Genomic DNA, 18626 nt, shown 5'->3' on the forward strand with positions numbered 1-18626 from the left:
ACTCGACGCGATGATTCATCTGAACCCGGAGCAGCGCGTCTTCGTGACCGAACGCCACCTGGCCACCCTGACGACGCTTCGGTCCGACGGGACGCCACATGTCGTCCCGGTCGCGTTCACCTGGGACCCCGAGGCCGGGGTCGCGCGCATCACGACGAACCGCCGTTCGACGAAGGCGCGGAACGCCGCCCGCGACGCCGAGGGAGTGCCGCCACGGGCGGCCCTGTGCCAGGTCGACGGCGGGCGGTGGATGACTCTCGAGGGTCCGGTCGAGGTCGTCACCGACGTCGACGAGATCGCGGACGCGGTCGAGCGATACGCGCGCAGGTACCGTCAGCTCAGCGAGAACCCGGACCGGATCGTCCTTCGGCTCACCCCCGACCGCGTCATGTGCTCCGCCTACATGGCCGAGTGACGGGTCGTCACGCCACCGTCGCGGAGATCTCTCCCTGCGGCATGGCGACCGCCACCACGTCGCCGCGGACGAGCTGCCGTCCACGACGCGTCTCGACCTCGCCGTTGACGGACACCTCTCCGTCAGTGATGAGCTCGCGTGCGTCGGCGCCCGACTCGGCGAGGTCGGCCAGCTTGAGGAACTGACCGAGGCGAATGCTCTCGCCGTCGATCGTGACGGGTTCGGAGGAGTTCATGGGTTCATTGTGCCCGTTCTGAAATGGTCTCGGTGCAGCACGCAGGGCCGTCCTAGGATGGGCACGTGATATCCCGACTGGACCTCCGTGGCCGAAAGCTCACCCGTCGCGAGCTCGTCGACGTCCTTCCGCGAGCCGAGCTCGGGGTCGAGGACGCCGCGGCGCAGGTCGCACCCGTCGTCGCCGACGTCCGACGCCGCGGGGCCGCTGCCCTGCGTGACCTCGCCGAGCGCTTCGACCACGTGCGGCCGCAGTATCTGCGTGTCCCTCCCGCTGAGCTGACGAGCGCGCTCGAGACGCTTCCGGGCACCGTGCGCGCGGGCCTCGAGGAGTCGATCGTCCGGGTGCGCAGCGGGCACGCGGCACAGAAGCCTCAGGACTTCACCGTGCAGATCGCTCCCGGGGCGCAGGTGCGCCAGCGCTGGGTACCGGTCGAGCGGGTCGGGCTGTACGCGCCGGGCGGGCTCGCGGTGTATCCGTCTTCCGTCATCATGAATGTCGTGGCGGCCCAGGAGGCCGGGGTTCCCGGGCTCGCGGTGGCCTCGCCGCCCCAGGCCGACAACGGAGGACTCCCGCACCCGACGATCCTCGCGGCGTGCGCCCTGCTCGGTGTCGAGGAGGTCTACGCGGTGGGCGGTGCGCAGGCCGTCGCGATGTTCGCCTACGGCGCCGACGGTTCTGACCCGGTCGACGGCGACGTGCTCTGCGAGCCGGTCGACGTGATCACCGGGCCCGGGAACGTCTATGTCGCTGCGGCGAAGCGCCTCGTCCGGGGTGTGGTCGGGATCGACGCCGAGGCGGGGCCGACCGAGATCGCCGTCCTCGCGGACGACTCGGCCGACGCCGGGCACGTCGCGGCCGATCTCGTCAGCCAGGCTGAGCACGACCCGCTCGCCGCCGCGGTGCTGGTCACCGACTCGGTGGAGCTCGCCTCCGCCGTGGAGGCGCGGGTGGCGGACGTGGCTGCCGAGACCCACCACCGTGAACGGGTCGCGCAGGCACTGGACGGCCCGCAGTCGGCGATCGTGGTCGTCGACGACATGGTGCAGGGGCTCGGCGTGGTCGACGCGTACGGTGCCGAGCACCTCGAGATCCAGACACGCGACGCCGCCGAGCTCGCCGAGAAGGTGAGGAACGCCGGCGCGATCTTCGTGGGGCCCTGGTCGCCGGTCTCCCTCGGCGACTACATGGCAGGGTCCAACCACGTGCTGCCGACGGGAGGCTGCGCGCGTTTCGCCTCCGGCCTCGGTGTGCACAGCTTCGTCAAGGCGGTACAGGTCATCGAGTACGACCGGGACGCGCTCGCCGTCGTCGCGGACCGCATCGTCGCCGTGGCGAACGACGAGGACCTGCCTGCTCACGGTGACGCCGTCCGCGCGCGGTTCTGAGCGGGCGCGCCGGCCGGGCTACCGGACGCCGAGCACGAACGGGTGCACGGCGCTCGCCCCTGCCTCGCGCAGGAGGCGAGAGGCGACGGTGAGCGTCCACCCCGAGTCGGTGTAGTCGTCGACCAGCAGGACAGCACGGCCCGCAAGGCCCGACCGCGCCGCGTCCGACAGCTCGAGGTGGAGACGGCGCGAGACACCGGCCAGTCGCATCGCGGAGTTCACGTCGTGCCGCGCCGGCGCGGCGTGGTCGGGTGCCGGGCCGACGGAACCGACGAACGGCACCCTCAGGTATCCCGCGAGCCCGGTCGCCAGGTGCTGGACGAGCAGGGGTCGGGTGGTCGACCGCACCGCCACGACCCCCTCGATCGTCAGTGCACGGTCCTCCGCGCGGGGCCCGTCGTCGTCTCCCGTGCTCGGGTCGCCGTCGTCGGACGACGACGGCCCGGCGGTCCACAGCGCGTCCCACTCGTCGAGCACACGTACCGCCGCCTTGCGGAGCGGGACGGGAGTCTCGCCGTCCGCAGGTCGGCCCTCCGCGTCGACGGCGGCGAAGAGGTCGCGGAGCGCGCCGGACCACCCGAGTCCGTCGAGACGTGCGACGGCCCGGCCCGCACCGGCCTGCTCGGCCGCGGGGATTCGGCCCCGCAGGTCGACGCCGAGACTCTCCATGCCGCTTGGCCATTGGCGGCGCGCCGTCACGTCGACACCGACCCGGTCCATCTCCGCCCGTGTCGCGGCCACGGCGTCGGCGTCGGGCGCGTCGGGCAGCCCGACCCCTCCGCACCGGTCGCACCGGCCGCAGGCCCACCCGGCCTCGAGCTCGGGGTCGTCCAGGACCGCGCGGAGATAGGCCATGCGGCACCCGGGCGTCGCGACGTAGTCGAGCATCGACTGCTGCTCGTCGCGGCGTGTCTGCGCGACGCGCGCGTAGCGGTCGGCGTCGTAGGCCCACTCCTGTCCCGTGGCGAGCCATCCTCCCTTGACGCGGCGGACCGCGCCGTCCACGTCGAGCACCTTGAGCATGGACTCGAGTCGTGACCGCTTGAGGTCGACCCGGGTCTCGAGCGCGGCGATCGACGTCGTCTCCGTGGTGCTCAGCGCCTCGAGAGCGGCGCGCACCTGCTCCTCCGCGGGGAACGCCTGCGCTCCGAACCACTCCCAGACGGCTCGGTCCTCCTGTCCGGGCAGAAGGACCACGACGGCCTGATCGACGCCGCGGCCGGCGCGCCCGACCTGCTGGTAGTAGGCGATCGGCGAGGAAGGTGCTCCGAGGTGGACGACGAACGCGAGGTCGGGCTTGTCGAAGCCCATCCCGAGCGCCGACGTCGCGATCAGCGCCTTGACGCGGTTGTCCTTCAGGTCGGCCTCGAGCTGCTCGCGCTCGGCCGGGTCGGTCTGCCCCGTGTACGACTGCACGGCCAGGCCGGCGGCTCGCAGCTGTGTGGCCACCTGCTCGGCCGCGGAGACCGTGAGGCAGTAGACGATGCCCGACCCGTCGACGTCCTGCAGCGTGTCGGCGAGCCACGCGACGCGGCTGGGCTGGTCCGGCAGGGACAGGACGGCGAGATGGAGCGAGGCGCGGTCCAGCCCGCCGCGGAGCACGAGCACCTCCTCGCCGAGGCCGCCGGCGGCCGAGGTGCGCGAGACCCCGAGCTGCTCGGCGACGTCGGCCGTGACCCGTTCGTTCGCCGTCGCGGTCGTGGCCAGTACGGGGATTCCCGCGGGAAGGTCGCCCAGGAGCGTACGGATCCGGCGATAGTCGGGCCGGAAGTCATGGCCCCAGTCGGAGATGCAGTGCGCCTCGTCGATGACGACCAGACCCGCGTCGGCGGCGAGCCGGGGGAGCACCTCGTCCCGGAAGTCCGGGTTGTTGAGGCGCTCGGGGGAGCACAGGAGCACGTCGATCGTCCCGGCGGCGATCTCGGCGTGGACCGTGTCCCACTCCGTCATGTTGGACGAGTTGATCGTCACGGCGCGGATGCCGGCCCGGTCCGCCGCGGCGATCTGGTCGCGCATGAGCGCGAGGAGCGGCGAGACGATGACCGTGGGCCCTGCGCCCCGTGCCCGGAGCAGGGACGTGGCGACGAAGTACACCGCCGACTTTCCCCAGCCGGTCCGCTGGACGACCAGGGCGCGCGCGTGCCGGTCGACGAGCGCCTCGACGGCGGTCCACTGGTCGTCTCGAAGAGCAGCGTCGTCGCGTCCGACGAGTCTGCGCAGAGCGTCCTCCGCCTCGGTGCGGAGTGTGGGCTGCGGGTCGGGTGCGCTCGTGGTTGTCATCGAGACGATCGTAGGCCCGCCCCCTGACACGGAGGCGGGCCCACGACGACTCGTGCCGGAGGGCTACGAGCGCATGTCCATCACGACGCGGCCGTCGATCGCACCCTTCTCCATCTCGCCGAAGATCTCGTTGATGTCGTCGAGCGGGCGGACGGTGTAGGTCGGGCTGACCTTGCCGCGGGCGAAGAAGTCGATGGCCTCGGCCATGTCCTTGCGGGAGCCCACGATCGAGCCGCGGACGGTCAGGCCCGACAGCACCGTCGTGAAGATGTCGAGCGGGAACTGCTCGGGCGGGAGTCCGACGAGCGAGACGGTCCCTCCGCGTCGTAGCGCGCCGACGGCCTGGGGGAAGGCGTGGGAGTTGACCGCCGTCACGAGAGCACCGTGGACGCCTCCTCCGGTCTGGGCCTGGATCTCGGCGGCCGCGTCGTCGGAGGTGGCCGCGTTCACGGTGACCTCGGCGCCGTGCTTGCGAGCCAGCTCGAGCTTCGCGTCGTCCACGTCGACCGCGGCGACCCGACGGCCCATCGCGACGGCGTACTGGACGGCGATGTGCCCGAGTCCGCCGATGCCCGAGACGAGGACCCAGTCGCCAGGCTTCGTGTCGGTCATCTTGAGGCCCTTGTAGACGGTCACGCCGGCGCAGAGGATCGGGCCGACGGCGCTGATGTCGACGCCGTCGGGGACGATCGGGCAGTAGCGGGCGTCCACGAGCATGTACTGGCCGAAGGAACCGTCGACGGAGTATCCGCCGTTCTCCTGCTTGAGGCAGAGGGTCTCCCAGCCCGTCTCGCAGTACTCGCACTCGCCGCAGGCGCTCCACAGCCAGGCGTTGCCGACGACGTCTCCGACGCTGACGCGGGTCACCTGGTCGCCGACGGCGACGACGGTGCCGACGCCCTCGTGACCGGGGATGAAAGCCGGCTGGGGCTTGGCGGGCCAGTCACCGTGGGCGGCGTGGAGATCCGTGTGACAGACACCCGTGTAGTCCACCTTGACGAGGGCCTCGTTGGGCCCCGGGGTGGGGATCTCGACGTCCTTGACCGTCAGCGGGGCGGTGAACGAGTCGACGACGGCTGCGCGCATGGTACTCACAGAATCCTCCTGGTGTTGGTCTGATGCCTTCCATCGTACTCTTCGTGAAGACTTTCACAAAAGGTCGAGCCGAGCCTGCCGGCGAATGGGATGATTTGTCTCATGACCGCTATCGCATCGGGGCCTTCCCGCCGTTCTGTCATCGTCGGTACCGGGATCGGAGCCTGCGCGCTGGGGCTCGCTGCCTGTGGTTCCACGGGCTCGGAGCCTGCCGCCGTCCAGGAGTCGGCGGACGCCCCGCTGGCGCCGGTGGCGGACGTCCCGGTCGGGGGAGCTCTCGCGGTGACGACCGTCGACGGGCTGGACCTGCTGCTCACACAGCCCGTCGAGGGCGAGTTCCGTGCCTTCAGTGCCACCTGCACGCACCAGGGATGCACCGTGCTGCCCGACGACGGCGAGCTGCGGTGCCCCTGCCACGCGTCGACGTTCGCCCTCGAGGACGCCGCCGTCCTGTCGGGGCCGGCGCCGGAGGCGCTGGCGTCGATCCCGGTCGTCGTCGAGTCGGGGGACGTCTACCTCGGGTAGTCCGTCGCTCGGACGGCCCGTCAGGCGGACGACGACGGCGCCCGTCCGCGCGTTCCGTAGACTTGCTCCCGTGGCCCTCCTCGACGATTCCTCGACCCCGCACGTTCGGCTGCCGGTCCGGCCCGAGCACGCGGGCTTCGCGCCGTACGGGGCACCTCAGCTCGACGTGCCGATCCTGCTGAACGTCAACGAGAACCCCTACCCGCCGGACGACGACGTTGTCGGGTCCGTCGCGGCGGACGTCGCCGAGGCGGTCCGTGGGCTGAACCGCTACCCGGACCGGGACTTTCTTCCGCTCCGGAGCGACCTGGCCGACTTTCTCGCACGGGAGTCCGGAGTCCGGCTCGTGCCGGAGCAGCTCTGGGCCGCGAACGGTTCGAACGAGATCATGCTGCACGTCATGCAGGCGTTCGGGGGACCGGGGCGCACTGCGCTGTCGTTCGCGCCGACGTACTCGATGTATCCGGAGTACGCGAGGGACACGGCGACGCGGTGGCTCACGATCCCGCGCCGTGACGACTTCTCGCTCGACGTCGACGCCGCGGTCGAGGCGATCGAGACGAGTGCGCCGGCCGTCGTCCTGATCGCCAGCCCGAACAACCCGACGGGTACCGCGATGACGCTCGAGGGGATCGCGCGGATCGCCGAGGCGGCTGGCCGTGTCACGGTCCGCGACCCGGACGGGACCGCGGCCGGCTGCGGGGTCGTCGTGGTGGACGAGGCGTACGGCGAGTTCCGCCGCACCGGGACCCCGTCGGCGCTCGAGCTGCTGGGCTCGCACCCGAACCTGGCCGTGAGCCGCACGATGTCCAAGGCTTTCGCCCTCGCGGGGGCGCGGGTGGGCTATCTGGCGGCGTCCGTCGAGCTCGTCGACGCCCTGCGGGTGGTCCGGCTGCCGTACCACCTCTCCGGGGTGACCCAGGCCGTCGCACGGGCCGCGCTGCGGCACGCGGACGTGCTCCTCGCCCAGGTGGACGAGCTCCGTGCGCGTCGCGACGAGACCGTCGCGTGGCTTCGTCGGCAGACGCGCGCCGGCGTGCCCCTCGACGTGGTGGAGTCCGATGCCAACTTCGTGCTCTTCGGGCGGTTCGATGACCGCGCCGAGATCTGGCAGGGTCTGCTCGACCGGGGCGTCCTGATCCGCGTCGTGGGACCTGACGGGTACCTCCGCGTCTCGATCGGTACCGCCGAAGAAATGACCGTGTTCCGTAGTGCCCTCGTGGAGGTAGCAGGACTATGACCCGTACCGCACGCATCGAACGCTCGACGTCCGAGTCGTCCGTCCTCGTCGAGCTCGACCTCGACGGGACCGGACGGACCGACATCTCGACGACGGTGCCGTTCTTCGACCACATGCTGACCGCGCTCGGGAAGCACTCGCTCTTCGACCTCACGGTGCGCTCGACGGGCGACACGCACATCGACGCGCACCACACCGTCGAGGACACGGCGATCGTGCTCGGCCAGGCGATCCGCGAGGCACTCGGCGACAAGTCAGGCATCTCGCGGTTCGGCGACGCCTTCGTCCCGCTGGACGAGGCACTGGCACACGCTGTCGTCGACGTCTCGGGCCGGCCGTACCTCGTCCACTCGGGGGAACCCGCGGGCCAGGAGCTGCACCTGATCGGCGGGCACTTCACCGGCTCGCTCACGCGGCACGTGTTCGAGTCGATCGCCCACCACGCCGCGATCTGCCTGCACGTCCGTGTGATCTCGGGCCGCGACCCGCACCACGTCGTGGAGGCCCAGTTCAAGGCTCTGGCCCGCGCGCTGCGCGCTGCCGTCGCGCTCGATCCGCGCGTCGATGGCATTCCGTCTACCAAGGGAGCATTGTGAGTACCGACAAGCCGACCGGAGACGGCCTCGAGGGGATCGAGATCCCGGACGACCTGTCGTCCCTGACGGGTTCGGCCGATCCGTCGCTCGCTGTCATCGTCACCCAGATCGCCGGCGCGCAGCCGCTCGCCGCCGCCTGCTCGATCGCCGAGATCTCGGCCGACGCCGTCCCCACCGAGGTGGGGGCGGTCGCGGTGCTCGCTGACACGAAGGGCGACGCGCCCCAGAAGGCGGTGTCGGCGTTGTCGCAGCTCGTGCGCGGCGTGCCCTTCGTCCTCGTCGTGAAGTCCGGTGAGCAGCTCACGGCCTTCCGCTGGCAGGACGGGGCCGTCGAGGAGGAGCTGGCCCCGGGGCTGGTCCTCGGCGGAGCTCCCGAGGTGCTCGAGGACCTCCTCGTCGGGGACGGCGACCTGTCGGAGATCGACGGCGTCGTCGCGAGCGGCTCCGTCTCCCGGTGGAAGGCGATGCGCCAGCTGACGGCCGCGGCCCGCAAGGCCCGCAAGAAGTGACGGCACCACGGGTCGTCGTCTTCGACTACGGGTTCGGCAACGTGCGCTCGGCCGTCCGGGCGCTCGAACGCGTGGGCGCCGACGTCGAGCTGACGTCCGACCGGGACGCCGCGATGTCGGCGGAGGGACTCCTCGTGCCCGGGGTCGGGGCGTTCTCGGCGGTCATGGCCGGTCTTCGGGCGGCACGCGGCGACCAGATCATCGAGCGGCGCCTCGCCGGAGGGCGTCCCGTCCTCGGAATCTGCGTCGGCCTGCAGGTGCTGTTCGACGCAGGCATCGAGGGCGGGGAGAGCACCGAGGGACTTGCCCAGTGGCCCGGCGTCGTCGACCGGCTGCAGGCGCCGGTCGTGCCGCACATGGGGTGGTCACCGGTACAGACCCCGGAGGGCACCCGGCTCTTCGCCGGGGTCGAGGACCAACGGTTCTACTTCGTCCACTCGTACGCCGCGCGGTCGTTCACGCTGACCGGAGAGGTCGTCGCCGAGTCGCTCCGGCCGCCGATGGTGACCTGGTCCGAGCACGGCGGCCGGTTCGTCGCCGCCGTCGAGAACGGTCCGCTCTCCGCGACGCAGTTCCACCCCGAAAAGTCCGGCGACGCCGGTGCCACGCTCCTGGAAAACTGGTGTGCCGCCCTCTGAGGCGCACCACACCCATCTGTGAAGGGAACACGATGACTGATCGCCTCGTTCTGCTGCCCGCCGTCGACGTCGCCGACGGCCAGGCCGTCCGACTCGTCCAGGGGGAGGCCGGGTCGGAGACCTCGTACGGCGATCCCCTGTCGGCGGCGCTCGACTGGCAGTCCGGAGGTGCCGAGTGGATTCATCTGGTCGACCTCGACGCGGCATTCGGTCGGGGGAGCAACGCCGAGCTCCTCGCGGAGGTCGTCGGCAAGCTCGACGTGGCCGTGGAGCTCTCCGGCGGGATCCGTGACGACGAGTCGCTCGCTCGAGCCCTCTCGACGGGTTGCGCACGGGTCAACCTGGGGACCGCCGCCCTCGAGAACCCCGAGTGGACCGCGAAGGTCATCGCGGAGCACGGCGAGAAGATCGCCGTGGGGCTCGACGTCCGGGGCACGACGCTCGCCGCGCGCGGCTGGACCCAGGACGGGGGAGACCTCTGGGAGGTCCTCGACCGTCTTGAGGCGGCCGGCTGTTCGCGCTACGTCGTCACCGACGTGACGAAGGACGGCACGCTGCGTGGTCCGAACATCGAGCTGTTGCGGGAGGTCGCGGCCCGTGCGCAGGCTCCGGTCGTCGCGTCGGGTGGGATCTCGAGCCTCGACGACCTGGCGGCCCTGCGCGCCGTCGTCGGTGAAGGGGTCGACTCGGCGATCGTCGGCAAGGCCCTCTACGCCGGTGCGTTCACGCTCCCGGAGGCGCTCGACGTGGCGGGGCGTCCGTGACCGGCCGGCAGATGCCGCCGTCGTCCGGGTTCGCCGGCGACGACGGGTCGGCCGACCCCGCGCTCGCGGCGGCGCTGTCGGCTCACGCCGCGGCGGACGGGTCACTGTCCGACGTCGTCTCCGCACTGGCCGACGCCCGTCTCCTCGTCCCGGTTCTCGCCGAGGCCGAGGTCACCGAAGAGGGGGAGCACGGGACCGTCGACCGAGAGGCGTCCTCGGGGGTCGTGGCACTCGAGACACCGGACGGGCGTCGTGCGCTCCCCGTCTTCTCGTCGGTCGAGTCGATGGCTCGGTGGCGCAAGGACGCGCGTCCCGTGCCGGTGGAGTCCGCGCGCGCCGCACAGTCCGCCGTCTCCGAGGGCTGGTCGGTCCTCGTCGTCGATCCCGCGGGCCCGCACACGGCACTCCTGCCGCGTCCCGCGGTCTGGGCGATCGGGCAGGGCAAGGCGTGGGAGCCAGCTGTGGTCGACGGAGTCGTCCAGGCCGAGGTCGCCGAGGCGATCGTCGCCGCCGTCGGGGGGATCGAGCATGTCGCCGGGGTTCGGGCCGAACCGGGACGGTCGGCCGAGGTCGCCGTCGTGCTGGCGATCCACGCGGGTCTCGACCGCCAGGGGCTCGACCGCGTCCTCGGACAGGTGAACGCCGCCCTGGCGCGCAAGAGCGTCATCGCCGAACGGGTCGACTCGCTCGAGCTCCGGGTCGGCAAGGCTGCCTGAGCCCGACGCAGTCCGGGGCTAGCTGCGACGTCGGCCGAGGGCCCACCCGAGGGCGAGTGCTCCGACGGCGGCGGCGACCTGTCCACCGAGGACCGCTCGGTTCACGTCGACGGCCGGGATCCACCGGGTGCGGCCGTCCTGGACGACGTAGACGCCGATCGGCTTGACCCGGAGGCCGAAGCCACCGCCGCCGGCCCCGCCCTCGCCGCTGCCTTCGCCGTGGAGCTCGGCGCCGGCTTCGCCCTGGGCCTCGCCCTGCGCCTCCGCCTGGCCGTCCGCGCCGAGTCCGTCGGTCGGTGCGGCGGCAGGTCCGCGGCCCGCTCCTTTCCCGGCACCGCTCCCGGTTCCGCGGCCCGAGCCGGTGCCGGACCCGTTCCCGGCCCCCGACCCGGTTCCGCCGCCACCACCGGTCCCGGTTCCGCCGGCGATCTTCGCGACAGGGATCACGAGGGTGCCCTCGTGCTCGTACGGCGTGCCGAAGACCCGGCCCGTCGTCATCGTGTCGTCGACCGCCGAGGTGAACTGGGACAGGTCAGGGGTCCATGCGCGTGTGTCGTCCGTCATGACCCAAAACTAGGAGCACGACGCCACCGGCGCGAACGCACCGTCGTCCTCGAGCAGCGCCTGCACGGTGCTCACCGGCACCAGGAGGCTCTGGTCGGAGGCGGTCTTGGCGTAGACGACGCCGATGACGTTGCCGTCGTCGTCGAGCGCCGCCGAACCGGAGCTGCCCGGCTCGACCTCGGCGTCGGTGACGAGGACCTCGCCCAGGGTCGAGTTCAGCGGGTCCTTCGTGGTGCCGACGACCTCGCCCTGGGTGATGGTCAGACGTCCGCCCTCCGGGTATCCGACGACGGTGACCGTGTCGCCGGGGGCAGGGTCGGAGAGTGCGAGCTTCGGGTACGAGGGAAGTGCCTCCGTCGTGCGGATGACGGCGAGGTCGGCGATGCGGGCGCTCGAGGCACCTTCGACGGCGACGTCCCTGCCGTCGTACGTGCTGAGCTGGATCTCGGAGGAGTCTGCGACGACGTGCTTGTTCGTCAGGAGCGTGTGCTCGTCGAGCGCGAATCCCGACCCGGTCGACAACCCGTCGCACTGGACGTTGCGGATGCGGACCGCCATGCTGCGCACGGCGGCCGAGCCGTCCGTGGTGAGATCGTCGACGCCGTCGGGAACCTGGGGGGACGGGTCGTCCGGGACAAGGTCCGTCGCCGCAGGCACCGGGTCCGGCAGCGGCGGGAGCGTGCCCGAGCACCCGGCGAGCAGACCGAGCATCATGGTGCTCGCGACCAGGGTTCGGCGTCGTGTCATTCCGTCAGCTCCGTCTGGAGCTGGGCGTTCGCGTCCGTGGCCGACTGGCAGAGGTCGTCGACGTCGTCGGCGAACCGGTCGAGGTCGTCCGGGTCGTACGAGTCGCGGTCCTCGAGATACCCGATGAGCTGAGCCTGCGCATCGATGCACCGGTCGAGGGCGGTCGCGACGGTGCCGGCAGCGTCGGAGACACGCTCCTGGTAGTCGAGGTACTGCTGCGAGACCACGTTCTCGTCCCCGAGCTGCGCCTTCTCGTCGGCCAGCTCGGTGATCCGGTCCTGTGCGGTGGTGAGCTGGCCGCGGGCCTGCTCGAGCTCCGCCGTCGCGCCCGTGAGGGACTCGTCCAGCTGGGCCACCTGTTGGCCGAGCTCGCGCGCGTCGGCCTCCCAGCCGGCGCTCGACTCCTGCCAGCGGGCCGTGGTGACCCAAAGATAGGCAGCCAGGGCGCTGACGAGGAGCAGCGTGGCGAGAAGCAGCCAGGTGGCGACGACCCAGCCACGCCGGGCACCGCCCCGTCCGGTGGCCGGGGCAGACACCGACGAGGTGCTCAGCGACTCGTTCGGCGGGAGCGAGGGCGGAAGGCTCACGAGACGGCGCCGGTCCACTTCTCGCCGGGTCCCTCGCCCGGCGCGTCCGGGACGACCGAGGCCTCGCGGAAGGCGAGCTGCAGCGACCTGAGCCCGTCGCGGAGCGACCGTGCGTGCTGGTTGCCGATGTCCGGCGCCGAGGCCGTCACCAGCGCGGCGAGCGCGGTAATGAGCTTGCGGGCCTCGTCCAGGTCCAGATGCCCGGCGTCCCCGGCGTCGTCTGCCAGACCGCACTTGACGGCGGCGGCGCTCATGAGGTGGACCGCTGCGGTCGTGATGACCTCGACGGCGGCGACGTCTGCGATGTCGCGCGTCGCGTCATCGGGTGTGTGGACGTGGTCGGTGTTCTCGTTCATGAAGACATCTTCGCACCCGGTGCGGTGCGCCTGGGCGCGTTGCACCGGGTGCGAAGGCATCGGTTCGGTGTCGTCAGACGACGGCGTCAGCTGCCGTCAGCTGCCGTCAGGCGTCGACGGGCGTGGACGCGGTGCCGGGCTCTCCGGTCTCCAGCGGAGCGACCTCGTCCAGCGCGACGCGGAGCTTGGCGCCGAGGTCCGCGTCCACCGAGGTCCAGTACCCGATGGCACGCTCGCGGATGTCGGCGCTACGAACGCCGCCGACGTGTCCCGTGATCGTGTCCAGGAACCGGGCCTTCTCCGCGTCGTCGTAGACGTCGCGGTAGAGCGTGCCGGCCTGGCCGAAGTCGTCGTCGTCGCGGTGCAGGGTGGCGGCGGAGCGGGTGAGCTCGCCGTCCGCCTCCCAGCCGCGGGACTCGGCCGCGCGTGCCGGGTCCGCGTGCGCGCCGCCCCGGGAGTTCGGGGCGTGGACGGGGGTGTCCGACGACGCGAACGAGTACCGCATCGCCCCGTCCTTGGCGTAGGAGTGACCCTCGTCCTCGGTCTTCGGAGCGTTCACCGGGAGCTGGGCGTGGTTGGTCCCGACACGGTAGCGGTGCGCGTCGGCGTAGGAGAAGATGCGCGCCAACAGCATCTTGTCCGGGCTTGCGGCGACACCCGGGACGAAGTTCGACGGCGCGAACGTCGCCTGCTCGATCTCGGCGAAGTAGTTCTCCGGGTTGCGGTTCAGCTCCATCGTCCCGACCTCGACGAGCGGGTAGTCGGCGTGCGGCCAGACCTTCGTGAGGTCGAACGGGTTGAAGCGGTAGGACTTGGCGTCCTCGTACGGCATGATCTGGACCGACAGCTTCCAGCGGGGGTGGTCGCCCGCCTCGATGTGGTCGTAGAGGTCGCGGATGTGGTGGTCGGCGTCCGAACCCGCGAGCTGAGCAGCCTCGTCCCCGCTGAGGTGGTGGACTCCCTGCTCGCTGATGAAGTGGTACTTCACCCAGAAGCGCTCACCCTCGGAGTTGATCCACTGGTAGGTGTGCGACCCGTAGCCGTTCATCTCCCGCCACGAACGCGGCAGACCGCGGTCGCCCATCAGCCACGTGACCTGGTGCGCGGACTCCGGTGAGAGCGACCAGAAGTCCCACTGCATGTCGTTGTCCCGCAGGTTCGACCCCGGCAGACGCTTCTGCGAGTGGATGAAGTCGGGGAACTTGATGCCGTCGCGGATGAAGAACACCGGCGTGTTGTTGCCCACCAGGTCGTAGTTGCCCTCGGAGGTGTAGAACTTCAGCGCGAAGCCGCGGGGGTCGCGCCACGTGTCGGGCGAGCCCTGCTCGCCGGCGACCGTCGAGAAGCGCGCGAGCATCTGCGTCTCGGTTCCCGGCTGGAAGACGGCGGCACGCGTGTAGGCGGAGACGTCACCGGTGACGGTGAACGTGCCGAAGGCACCGCCGCCCTTGGCGTGGACGACACGCTCGGGCACGCGCTCGCGGTTGAACTGGGCGAGCTTCTCGACGAGGTAGTGGTCGTGCAGGACGACCGGACCGTCGGCGCCGACGGACTGCGAGTGGGCGTCTGAGGCGACGGGGGCGCCGGAGGTGGTGGTGGTGAAGGGGGTGGTCATGGTGCTCCTTCGTGGTGGTGTCCCGGGTCGCGGGACGTGGGGGATTGAGGTCACGGGGTGCAGTCGGGGCAGGTTCCCCAGTAGGTGACCTCGGCCGACTCGATGGTGAACCCGTGGTCCGTCTGGGGGATCAGGCAGGGAGCGTGACCCACCGAGCAGTCGACGTCGACCACGGCTCCGCAGAGCCGGCAGACGGCGTGGTGGTGGTTGTCCCCGACCCGCAGCTCGTACCGGGCCGGGTGTCCGGCCGGCTCAATGCGTTGGATCAGGGAGGCCGCGGTAAGGACGCGGAGCACGTCGTAGACAGCCTGGGTCGACACGGTGCCCAGTCGTTCGCGCACGGCCCGGACCAGGAAGTCGGTGTCTGCGTGAGGGTTTCCGTCCAGGGCAGCCAGCACGGCCAGCCGTGGAGCGGTGACACGAAGGCCTCGGCTGCGCAGCTCGTCCGCGGTGGTCGTGGTCATGGGAACCATCAAAGCACGTAATCTGGAGTAGTTCCACTCTTAGAACGAATCCATCCCAGGGCGGTGGCGGTGCGGCGAGCGATCCCTGCTACACTGGATGATTGACCGACCCGAGGTTCGTCTCGGGTATGCAAGTGGACCCCGTCCCACCTGGTTCTCGACCGCGATCGACTGCGACAGAGTTCGGGTACGTCACAGCGCTCGTCAGAGCGTCTAGTTGGGCATCGCTGAGCAGATGCCGAGCGGTGTCGTCGGGCCTCCATCTGCATCTCGGGATGGAGGCTTTTTCCATGCCGGGCGGAAACCGACGAATCCTAGGAGCATCACATCAGCGAGCCTCGTATCAACGACCGGATCCGTGTCCCCGAGGTCCGGCTCATCGGTCCCGGCGGGGAGCAGGTCGGCGTCGTCCGCACGGAGGTTGCCCTGAGCCTTGCCCAGGATGCAGATCTCGACCTCGTCGAGGTTGCACCCGACGCCCGCCCTCCGGTCTGCAAGCTCATGGACTTCGGCAAGTTCAAGTACGAGTCGGACATGAAGGCCCGTGAGGCGCGTCGTAACCAGGCGAACACGATTCTCAAGGAGATCCGTTTCCGCCTGAAGATCGACCCGCACGACTACGGCACCAAGAAGGGCCACGTCGAGCGGTTCCTCAAGGCCGGCGACAAGGTCAAGGTCATGATCATGTTCCGCGGACGCGAGCAGTCTCGCCCCGAGATGGGTGTGCGCCTGCTGCAGCGCCTCGCAGAGGATGTCGCCGACCTCGGATTCGTCGAGAGCATGCCGAAGCAGGACGGTCGCAACATGACGATGGTCCTCGGCCCGGTGAAGAAGAAGGCCGACGCGAAGAGCGAGCAGCGCCGGAAGAAGGACGAGGCTCCCGCGGCGCCGACCAAGACCACGCGTCGCGACCAGGCGGCCGCGGCACGGGTCGACGAGCGGCCCGAGCCTGCGCCCGCGCCGGCAGAGGCAGCGCCGGCCGAGGACTTCCAGGCCGCTGTCGCGGCGGCCGAGGTCAACACGGCTGTCCCGGCTGCACGGGAACCCGAGCAGCCGGCGAAGGCGCCGAGCAAGGCACCGGCGAAGCCTGCGGCGCAGTCCGCGCCGAAGACCTCGCCCAAGCCCGCTGCCGCGCCGAAGCCGGCGGCGGCCCCCAAGCCTGCTGCCAAGGCGGCACCGAAGCCGGCAGCGAAGCCCGCTGCCGCACCCAAGCCCGCAGCAGTGCCGAAGCCAGCGGCACGTCCTGCAGCCAAGCCGACCCCGCGCGGGAAGGCCGACTGACCAACTGAACACAGCGAGTCGCGGCCCTCTGGCCGTGGCCCGATCCGTCGGACGTCGTTCGCGATGCTCGGCCAGACACAAGGAGATTTGGCAGCCATGCCGAAGAACAAGACCCACTCCGGAGCGAAGAAGCGCTTCCGCGTGACCGGCACCGGCAAGGTGATGCGCGAGCAGGCCGGAAAGCGCCACCTGCTCGAGCACAAGCCGAGCAAGCAGACGCGCCGCCTGTCGCAGGACCAGCAGGTTGCGCCCGCCGACGTCAAGAAGATCAAGAAGCTGCTCGGTAAGTGATCTGACCGGTGGGCCCCGCCCGCCGTCGATGACTACCGGACCCGAACTGCAAGGAGCATCACGTGGCACGCGTGAAGCGGGCGGTCAACGCCCACAAGAAGCGTCGTACAACTCTCGAGCGCGCCAGCGGCTACCGCGGCCAGCGTTCGCGTCTCTACCGCAAGGCGAAGGAGCAGGTCACTCACTCCCTCGTCTACTCCTACCGCGACCGCAAGGCTCGCAAGGGTGACTTCCGCAAGCTGTGGATCCAGCGCATCAACGCTGCGGCCCGCGCCCAGGGAATGACCTACAACCGTTTTATCCAGGGCCTCAAGGCTGCTGAGGTCGCCGTGGACCGTCGTGTCCTCGCCGACCTCGCGGTGAACGACGTGGTGGCGTTCAACGCCCTCGTCCAGGTCGCGAAGGACGCTCTGCCCGCAGACGTCAACGCGCCGAAGGCTGCGTGAGTCTGCGCTGCATGCGCACGACCGTCCGGACGCCCGGACAATGAGCGGTCCGCTCTCCCTGTCGCTGACGAATCCTCGCAGCGACAGGGTGCGCGCGGTCCGGTCGTTGTCCGGGCGTTCTGCGCGTGCACGGCACGGCAGGTTCCTCGCCGAGGGGCCCCAGGCCGTCCGCGAGGCGGTCCTGTCCGCCGCGGAGCACGTGCTCGAGATCTTTCTGACCGAGCGGGCCGCCGCGCGCTACCCGGAGATCGTCGACGCCGCGCGTGAGCGACGGCTGGTGCTCCGCGGCGCCGGCGAGGACGTCGTCTCCGCGATGAGCGCCGACGCCCAGGGCGTCCTCGCCGTCCTGCGCGAGCACACCTCCGGACTTGCCGACCTCCCGGCGGCACCCTCGCTCGTGGCGCTTCTCGCCACGGTTCGCGACCCGGGGAACGCTGGGACCGTGATCCGAGCCGCGGACGCGGCCGGCGCCGACGGAGCGGTGCTCGCGGGCGAGTCCGTCGACGTCCACAACCCGAAGGTGATCCGGTCGACGGCGGGTTCCTTGTTCCACCTGCCCGTCGTCTCTGGTGTCTCGGTGAGTGACGCCACCTCGGCGTTGCGCGGCGCCGGATGCACGATCCTCGCGGCCGACGGCGGTGGTGACCACGACCTCGACGACCTCCTGGACGTGGCCGGTGGCGCCCCGCACGGCGTGCCGGACCTCGCGGCGCCCACGGTCTGGCTCTTCGGGAACGAGGCCCAGGGCCTGAGCGATTCGGAGCTCGCACTGGCCGACGCGTCGGTCCGTGTCCCGCTCCGGGGCCGTGCCGAGTCGTTGAACCTCGCGACGGCCGCGACCGTCTGTCTCTACGCGTCCTCTCGCGCGCACCGGGCGCGCTGATCCACCGCGGCTCCCGTACCGTCGATCTCGTGGCGGAAGGAGAGACGCGTGCGTGAGGCGGCCGGCGTTCGTCCGGAGCATCTTCGGGGAGACACCCCGGCGGGAGACCGGCACCTGGTGCTCCTGCACGGTCGTGGCGCCGTCGACCTGCGAACCGCTCGACGTGAGTGGATGGAGGACCTCTCCCACGGTGCTCGGAGCGCCGGGCTCGTCCCGCCGGAGGTCGGTGCGGCGTGGCTGCCGTCCTACGGGGACGCGCTCGCCCGGGCCGTCGACGCGTCCGACCGTTCGGTCGTGACGGCACAGGACCCGGAGATCGTGGCGGCCGAGCGGGCGATCGTGGAGGCGCTGGCGCGGTCTCCCGGGAGCGGAGCCCCTCCGCGCGACCTGCGCGACGAGATCACGGACCGCGTCCGGGACGTGCTCGAGTGGGTCGCCGACAACAGTCCCCTGGACGAGGCTCTCCTTGCGCTGGCGTTCCGCGACGTCGCCCTGTACCTCTCTGACGAGGGCGCGCGCGAGGCCGTCCAGCGCGCGATCCTCGACGGTCTTCCCCCGCACGGCGAGACGGTCCTGGTGGCGCACAGCCTCGGCTCGGTGGCCGCCGTCGAGCTCCTCTGCGATCGCCGGGTGCCGCAGGTGTCCGAGCTGATCACCTGCGGCAGCCCGCTCGGCCTCGACGCCGTCCAGCGACGGATCGGTCCCGCGGTCCAGGAGCTCGACCGGGTCCGATGGACGAACGTGTGGTCCGCCGACGACCCGGTCACGGTCGGTTCACCGCTGCGGGACGACTGGGGACACGGGGTCGTCGACGTCGAGATCCACGGCGAGCGCGACGACCCGCACGCGTTCGGCACGTACCTGGGGAACGAGCTCGTCGCGACGATCGTGGTCACAGCCGTCCGTCGGGACTCGCGGACTTCCGTCGGTCACGAGCCGACGGGACGGTGAGAATCCGAACCCGGTCGCGGTAACTCGTTCTAGACTCGAC

23 protein-coding genes are annotated in these 18626 nt (G+C 71.0%); 14 read left to right on the forward strand and 9 right to left on the reverse strand.

Translation table 11 applies throughout. The annotated features are described in order from the left end of the window. Positions 1-10 precede the first annotated feature (10 nt). A complete protein-coding gene (locus tag Q343_RS0105860; RefSeq protein WP_029252656.1) occupies positions 11-415 on the forward strand; it encodes a pyridoxamine 5'-phosphate oxidase family protein in 405 nt (134 codons plus the stop codon). A 7-nt stretch (positions 416-422) separates the two neighbouring features. On the opposite strand, the gene Q343_RS0105865 is transcribed toward Q343_RS0105860, so the two are convergent. Next, positions 423-650 carry an RNA-binding S4 domain-containing protein gene (locus Q343_RS0105865; RefSeq protein ID WP_029252657.1) on the reverse strand — a complete coding sequence of 76 codons (228 nt, stop codon included), beginning with the start codon at positions 648-650 and terminating at the stop codon, positions 423-425. Positions 651-715: 65 nt separating this feature from the next. On the opposite strand from Q343_RS0105865, the gene hisD reads away from it, so the two are divergent. Then, positions 716-2038 (forward strand): histidinol dehydrogenase, encoded by a 1323-nt coding sequence (gene hisD, locus Q343_RS0105870; protein ID WP_029252658.1) that lies wholly within the window; start codon positions 716-718, stop codon positions 2036-2038. Between the two features lie 18 nt (positions 2039-2056). Here hisD and Q343_RS0105875 read toward each other — a convergent pair whose 3' ends face one another. Continuing rightward, the gene (locus Q343_RS0105875; RefSeq protein ID WP_029252659.1) at positions 2057-4318 is read right to left on the reverse strand and encodes a RecQ family ATP-dependent DNA helicase; all 2262 of its coding nucleotides are present in this window, start codon (positions 4316-4318) and stop codon (positions 2057-2059) included. A gap of 63 nt (positions 4319-4381) precedes the next feature. Then, positions 4382-5404 carry an alcohol dehydrogenase AdhP gene (adhP, locus tag Q343_RS0105880; RefSeq protein ID WP_029252660.1) on the reverse strand — a complete coding sequence of 341 codons (1023 nt, stop codon included), beginning with the start codon at positions 5402-5404 and terminating at the stop codon, positions 4382-4384. 111 nt (positions 5405-5515) lie between these two features. Between adhP and Q343_RS0105885 the strand changes: the two genes are divergently transcribed. The 7 genes from Q343_RS0105885 to Q343_RS0105915 all read left to right on the forward strand — a co-directional run bounded on the left by Q343_RS0105885 (position 5516) and on the right by Q343_RS0105915 (position 10401). After that, positions 5516-5938 (forward strand): Rieske (2Fe-2S) protein, encoded by a 423-nt coding sequence (locus tag Q343_RS0105885; protein WP_029252661.1) that lies wholly within the window; start codon positions 5516-5518, stop codon positions 5936-5938. Between the two features lie 70 nt (positions 5939-6008). Next, positions 6009-7178, forward strand: a complete 1170-nt coding sequence (locus Q343_RS0105890; protein WP_029252662.1) for a histidinol-phosphate transaminase — start codon at positions 6009-6011, stop codon at positions 7176-7178. Then, a complete protein-coding gene (gene hisB / locus Q343_RS0105895; protein WP_029252663.1) occupies positions 7175-7774 on the forward strand; it encodes an imidazoleglycerol-phosphate dehydratase HisB in 600 nt (199 codons plus the stop codon). The genes Q343_RS0105890 and hisB overlap by 4 nt, the downstream gene beginning before the upstream one ends. Then, positions 7771-8283 (forward strand): hypothetical protein, encoded by a 513-nt coding sequence (locus Q343_RS0105900; RefSeq protein WP_248616744.1) that lies wholly within the window; start codon positions 7771-7773, stop codon positions 8281-8283. The genes hisB and Q343_RS0105900 overlap by 4 nt, the downstream gene beginning before the upstream one ends. Next, positions 8280-8921: an imidazole glycerol phosphate synthase subunit HisH gene (hisH, locus tag Q343_RS0105905; protein WP_029252665.1), complete on the forward strand. Its 642-nt coding sequence runs from the start codon at positions 8280-8282 to the stop codon at positions 8919-8921. Before Q343_RS0105900 ends, hisH begins: the two co-directional genes overlap by 4 nt. Before the next feature lie 32 nt (positions 8922-8953). Further along, positions 8954-9685 (forward strand): bifunctional 1-(5-phosphoribosyl)-5-((5-phosphoribosylamino)methylideneamino)imidazole-4-carboxamide isomerase/phosphoribosylanthranilate isomerase PriA, encoded by a 732-nt coding sequence (gene priA / locus Q343_RS0105910; protein WP_029252666.1) that lies wholly within the window; start codon positions 8954-8956, stop codon positions 9683-9685. Further along, on the forward strand, positions 9682-10401 hold the full coding sequence (locus tag Q343_RS0105915) for an SseB family protein (protein WP_043109303.1): 720 nt from the start codon (positions 9682-9684) through the stop codon (positions 10399-10401). Before priA ends, Q343_RS0105915 begins: the two co-directional genes overlap by 4 nt. Positions 10402-10419: 18 nt before the next feature. On the opposite strand, the gene Q343_RS15420 is transcribed toward Q343_RS0105915, so the two are convergent. The 6 genes from Q343_RS15420 to Q343_RS0105945 form a co-directional block, all read right to left on the reverse strand. Then, positions 10420-10965, reverse strand: a complete 546-nt coding sequence (locus Q343_RS15420; protein ID WP_052366888.1) for a hypothetical protein — start codon at positions 10963-10965, stop codon at positions 10420-10422. A gap of 9 nt (positions 10966-10974) precedes the next feature. After that, on the reverse strand, positions 10975-11712 hold the full coding sequence (locus Q343_RS0105925) for a S1 family peptidase (protein ID WP_029252669.1): 738 nt from the start codon (positions 11710-11712) through the stop codon (positions 10975-10977). Then, positions 11709-12299, reverse strand: coding sequence for a hypothetical protein (locus Q343_RS0105930; RefSeq protein ID WP_248616745.1), 591 nt, complete (start codon positions 12297-12299; stop codon positions 11709-11711). Before Q343_RS0105930 ends, Q343_RS0105925 begins: the two co-directional genes overlap by 4 nt. Further along, a complete protein-coding gene (locus Q343_RS0105935; RefSeq protein ID WP_029252671.1) occupies positions 12296-12655 on the reverse strand; it encodes a DUF1844 domain-containing protein in 360 nt (119 codons plus the stop codon). The genes Q343_RS0105930 and Q343_RS0105935 overlap by 4 nt, the downstream gene beginning before the upstream one ends. A 106-nt stretch (positions 12656-12761) precedes the next feature. Further along, the gene (locus Q343_RS0105940) at positions 12762-14270 is read right to left on the reverse strand and encodes a catalase (RefSeq protein ID WP_029252672.1); all 1509 of its coding nucleotides are present in this window, start codon (positions 14268-14270) and stop codon (positions 12762-12764) included. Positions 14271-14320: 50 nt separating this feature from the next. Next, positions 14321-14734, reverse strand: coding sequence for a Fur family transcriptional regulator (locus Q343_RS0105945; RefSeq protein ID WP_029252673.1), 414 nt, complete (start codon positions 14732-14734; stop codon positions 14321-14323). A gap of 378 nt (positions 14735-15112) precedes the next feature. Between Q343_RS0105945 and infC the strand changes: the two genes are divergently transcribed. The 5 genes from infC to Q343_RS13875 all read left to right on the forward strand — a co-directional run bounded on the left by infC (position 15113) and on the right by Q343_RS13875 (position 18586). Next, positions 15113-16015: a translation initiation factor IF-3 gene (infC, locus tag Q343_RS0105950; protein ID WP_248616759.1), complete on the forward strand. Its 903-nt coding sequence runs from the start codon at positions 15113-15115 to the stop codon at positions 16013-16015. A 96-nt stretch (positions 16016-16111) separates the two neighbouring features. Further along, positions 16112-16306: a 50S ribosomal protein L35 gene (gene rpmI / locus Q343_RS0105955; protein WP_029252675.1), complete on the forward strand. Its 195-nt coding sequence runs from the start codon at positions 16112-16114 to the stop codon at positions 16304-16306. A gap of 62 nt (positions 16307-16368) precedes the next feature. Continuing rightward, positions 16369-16752, forward strand: a complete 384-nt coding sequence (rplT, locus tag Q343_RS0105960) for a 50S ribosomal protein L20 (RefSeq protein WP_029252676.1) — start codon at positions 16369-16371, stop codon at positions 16750-16752. Between the two features lie 40 nt (positions 16753-16792). Beyond that, positions 16793-17635 (forward strand): TrmH family RNA methyltransferase, encoded by an 843-nt coding sequence (locus Q343_RS0105965; RefSeq protein WP_029252677.1) that lies wholly within the window; start codon positions 16793-16795, stop codon positions 17633-17635. Between the two features lie 48 nt (positions 17636-17683). Next, entirely contained in the window at positions 17684-18586 is a 903-nt protein-coding gene (locus Q343_RS13875; protein ID WP_029252678.1) for a hypothetical protein, read from the forward strand. The last annotated feature ends 40 nt before the right edge of the window (positions 18587-18626 follow it).

The organism is Paraoerskovia marina DSM 21750 (assembly GCF_000701465.1).
Classification (GTDB): domain Bacteria; phylum Actinomycetota; class Actinomycetes; order Actinomycetales; family Cellulomonadaceae; genus Paraoerskovia; species Paraoerskovia marina.

Excerpts from the sequence above, each read along its gene's own strand:
- hisB (WP_029252663.1), top strand. The coding sequence starts at position 7,175 with ATGACCCGTACCGCACGCATCGAACGCTCGACGTCCGAGTCGTCCGTC.
- rpmI (WP_029252675.1), top strand. The coding sequence starts at position 16,112 with ATGCCGAAGAACAAGACCCACTCCGGAGCGAAGAAGCGCTTCCGCGTG.
- Q343_RS0105945 (WP_029252673.1), bottom strand. The coding sequence starts at position 14,734 with ATGACCACGACCACCGCGGACGAGCTGCGCAGCCGAGGCCTTCGTGTC.
- Q343_RS0105860 (WP_029252656.1), top strand. The coding sequence starts at position 11 with ATGATTCATCTGAACCCGGAGCAGCGCGTCTTCGTGACCGAACGCCAC.
- Q343_RS0105940 (WP_029252672.1), bottom strand. The coding sequence starts at position 14,270 with ATGACCACCCCCTTCACCACCACCACCTCCGGCGCCCCCGTCGCCTCA.
- adhP (WP_029252660.1), bottom strand. The coding sequence starts at position 5,404 with ATGCGCGCAGCCGTCGTCGACTCGTTCACCGCCCCGCTGACGGTCAAG.
- Q343_RS0105875 (WP_029252659.1), bottom strand. The coding sequence starts at position 4,318 with ATGACAACCACGAGCGCACCCGACCCGCAGCCCACACTCCGCACCGAG.
- priA (WP_029252666.1), top strand. The coding sequence starts at position 8,954 with ATGACTGATCGCCTCGTTCTGCTGCCCGCCGTCGACGTCGCCGACGGC.
- Q343_RS0105925 (WP_029252669.1), bottom strand. The coding sequence starts at position 11,712 with ATGACACGACGCCGAACCCTGGTCGCGAGCACCATGATGCTCGGTCTG.
- Q343_RS0105885 (WP_029252661.1), top strand. The coding sequence starts at position 5,516 with ATGACCGCTATCGCATCGGGGCCTTCCCGCCGTTCTGTCATCGTCGGT.
- Q343_RS0105865 (WP_029252657.1), bottom strand. The coding sequence starts at position 650 with ATGAACTCCTCCGAACCCGTCACGATCGACGGCGAGAGCATTCGCCTC.
- Q343_RS0105965 (WP_029252677.1), top strand. The coding sequence starts at position 16,793 with ATGAGCGGTCCGCTCTCCCTGTCGCTGACGAATCCTCGCAGCGACAGG.
- Q343_RS0105935 (WP_029252671.1), bottom strand. The coding sequence starts at position 12,655 with ATGAACGAGAACACCGACCACGTCCACACACCCGATGACGCGACGCGC.
- Q343_RS15420 (WP_052366888.1), bottom strand. The coding sequence starts at position 10,965 with ATGACGGACGACACACGCGCATGGACCCCTGACCTGTCCCAGTTCACC.